2 protein-coding genes are annotated in these 2,710 nt (G+C 69.3%); both read right to left on the bottom strand.

Translation table 11 applies throughout. The annotated features are described in order from the left end of the window. Positions 1-352: 352 nt before the first annotated feature. Positions 353-2,044: an IS1634 family transposase gene (locus VGJ14_14945; GenBank protein ID HEY2833725.1), complete on the bottom strand. Its 1,692-nt coding sequence runs from the start codon at positions 2,042-2,044 to the stop codon at positions 353-355. A 133-nt stretch (positions 2,045-2,177) separates the two neighbouring features. Then, a partial coding sequence (locus VGJ14_14940; protein ID HEY2833724.1) for a universal stress protein occupies positions 2,178-2,710 on the bottom strand: 533 nt, incomplete at its 5' end.

Here is a 2,710-nt window from a genome sequence, read left to right as displayed (position 1 = left end):
CTACTGGCACACGTCCGCGAACGGCTGGCCGGCTACAAGGTGCCGCTCGGGGTCGTCTTCGTCGCGTGCATCCCCCGCCACGACCACGGCAAACCCGACCACGCCGCCACCCGCACCCTTTGGGACCGGCGTGTCTAACGGTCTGCCGGCACGCGCTGGCACACCCGGTTTGTATGCGGCACACCCGCTGCACTCAGGGTGCGGCGCGCTCAATGGGTGTGTGAGCTAGCGCGATACGTACTTAAACGCCAATGGCGCCGGCCCTAGCCCGAGTTTCCAAAGATCTTGAGGCTCCGGCCGTGTTTCCGCAGGTTCAGCAGTTTTCGATCTTCAGTTTGGCGTATTACCCACGTCAGCGGCGGGGGGCGTACCGGGTGAGGTCGAAGATCTCGTAGAGACGCTGTTGGGTGGGGGTCATCTTGGTGATCGTGTGCCGGGCTCGGGGTCGGCCGCGTTCGCCCTGGTAGAGCAGGATGGTCTCGCCGATCCCGTCGAGCTCGGCCAGCAGCGCGGGCACCGACAGCGACAGCCCGGCCCGGGCGCATTCGCGGCGCATCAGGTGCGCGAGGGCCAGGGCGAGCACGCAGGTGAACAGGTGCACGCGGATCTTGTGGTCAGTGAAGTGGCGGATCGGGGCGAACGACACCACGTGTGGGTCTTTGGCCTGGCGGAACGCGGCTTCGAGGTGTTCCTGGGAGCGGTAGGCGTCGATGACCTGGTCGAGGGGCCAGTCGTCGTGGTCGGTGACCAGGATCCGTTTGCCGAAGATCTCCTCCTCCAGCCCGGCCTGCGCGTTCTGGTCGATCCGCCAGGACAGGCGCATCGTCGCGGGGGTGTCGCCGGTCAGCTCGGTGGTGATCACTCGGGCCACCCAGCGGGGCGCGCGGATGGTGTCGATCTCGGCCTGCACCTTCGAGTGTGGGCGGCGGGTGCGGCCGCGGGCCAGCCGGTCGGCCAGCGTGGTCAGCGCGGCGGCGGCCTTGCGCAGGGTCTGGGCGAACCCGGCCTGCTGGGCGGCGTGCAGGCCGGGCGAGTGAGTCAGGATGACCCGCCGTCGCCGGCCCAGCACCATCGCACGGGTCTCAAACGCGGTCAGCTTCTCCTCGGCGTAGGCGGGCACGATGTGGCGGTCGGTGGCCGGGCGGGCGAGCAGGGCGGGGTGGTCACTGGGGGGCACCGACCCGACGAAGTGCAGGCCCAGCTCGCCCAGCCGGGTGAAGTTGGGTTCGGAGTTCTGGCCGGCGTCGAAGGTGAGCGTGGCCGCTCCCGGGCCGCCCAGCGCCGAGGTGTAGCGCCGCGTCAGCTCCTCGATCATCGCGGTGAACTGGGTGACGTCGACCTTGTTGCCCGGATAGGCCCGTGACAGCAGCGGGACCGCACCGTCGCGGGTGGCGACCAGCCCGAGACCGACGATGCGCAGGTCGTAGCGTTTCTGCTTGGCCTTGCCGCGCCGCGCGATCGGCGCCCGCTGGTTGCCCGAGTCGATGAACGTGGCGAAGTTGGTCATGTCCAGGATCAACGCCTGGACCTCCAGCCCGAACACCTCGATCATCCGCTTCGTCAGCGCCGCCTCGATCTGCTCCAGCTGTTCCACGGTGACCGCGTCCATCGCGTCCCAGAACCGGCGGTGATCCAACGCGCCGACCCGGATCCGGGTGATCCGGCCCAGCGCGGTCCCGGTCCACCAGTCGGCGAACGCCCTCTTGGACTTCGGGTCACACACCCGGTTAACCGCGGCCAACCCCAGGTAGGTGCCCACCGACACCCCGCCGCCGTGCCCGTCCCCGACCACGGAGTCGATCACCGCGATCGCGTCCAGCCGGGCCAGCATCCCCCATACCGCCGCGACGTCGCCGAAGCGGCGGTGCTCGGTGTCGGGCACGCTCGGGTCATCGCCCGGCGTCGCGGTCAACCGGGCGATCACCTCCTCCTCGGTGCCCAGGTACACCTGCTCCACGATCCGCGGCCGGCCTTCCACCCGGGCCGACGTCGCCGCGTAGAGGTAGGTCCTCCCGCCGCGACGCTTCTTGATGATCGAGGACACAATTATGGGTAATACACCCTTCCGACGCACCGGTCCACCTGCCACGCCGGACAAGCCCCTGGTCAGGGCCCTCAGCGCGAGAAGCCAAACATCATGATCAAGCCAGCGAAACCATGATCATTGGAAACTCGGGCTAGGTAGTGGGACGGACCACGGTCACCGAGCAGCCGGCGTGCAGCACGCACTGCAAGCTCACGGAGCCGACCAGCATGCTGGTGAAGCCACCGTGGCCCCTGCTGCCCACCACGAGCAGCTGGGCCCCGTGCGCGGCCTCCAGCAGCGCTGGGGTCGTGTCGCCAGCGACTGCGCGCACGCGCACGGCGGTCGGCTCGATGCCGTGGAACTCGGCCCGGACCTCTGCAACGATCTTGTTAAGGTGCGCGTCGGCGTCGTGTGCCTGGCTGGGCCAGTACTGCGGCACCCAGTACGCGCCGATCACCTCGACCTCGGCCCCGCGCATTCCGCCTTCGCGCAGCGCGTAGGCCAGCGCCTCCCGGCCGCCCGTTGAGTTGTCCACTCCCACCACGATCCGCTCGCCCATGACGCCTCCTGCCACGTGTTGTGGAGCGCCGCCCGGTGACGGGCTCCGGTACTTGAGCTCCGGCGACGATCGCGGCGCCGGTCGGTACCGATCGTTCGGCATCGGGGCCGGGTCCGACAGCGGCC

This window comes from Sporichthyaceae bacterium (assembly GCA_036493475.1).
In the GTDB taxonomy this organism is placed as follows: Bacteria; Actinomycetota; Actinomycetes; order Sporichthyales; family Sporichthyaceae; genus DASQPJ01.
The sequence above is the reverse complement of the archived record's forward strand: the minus strand, read 5'-3'. Positions and strand labels throughout refer to the sequence as shown.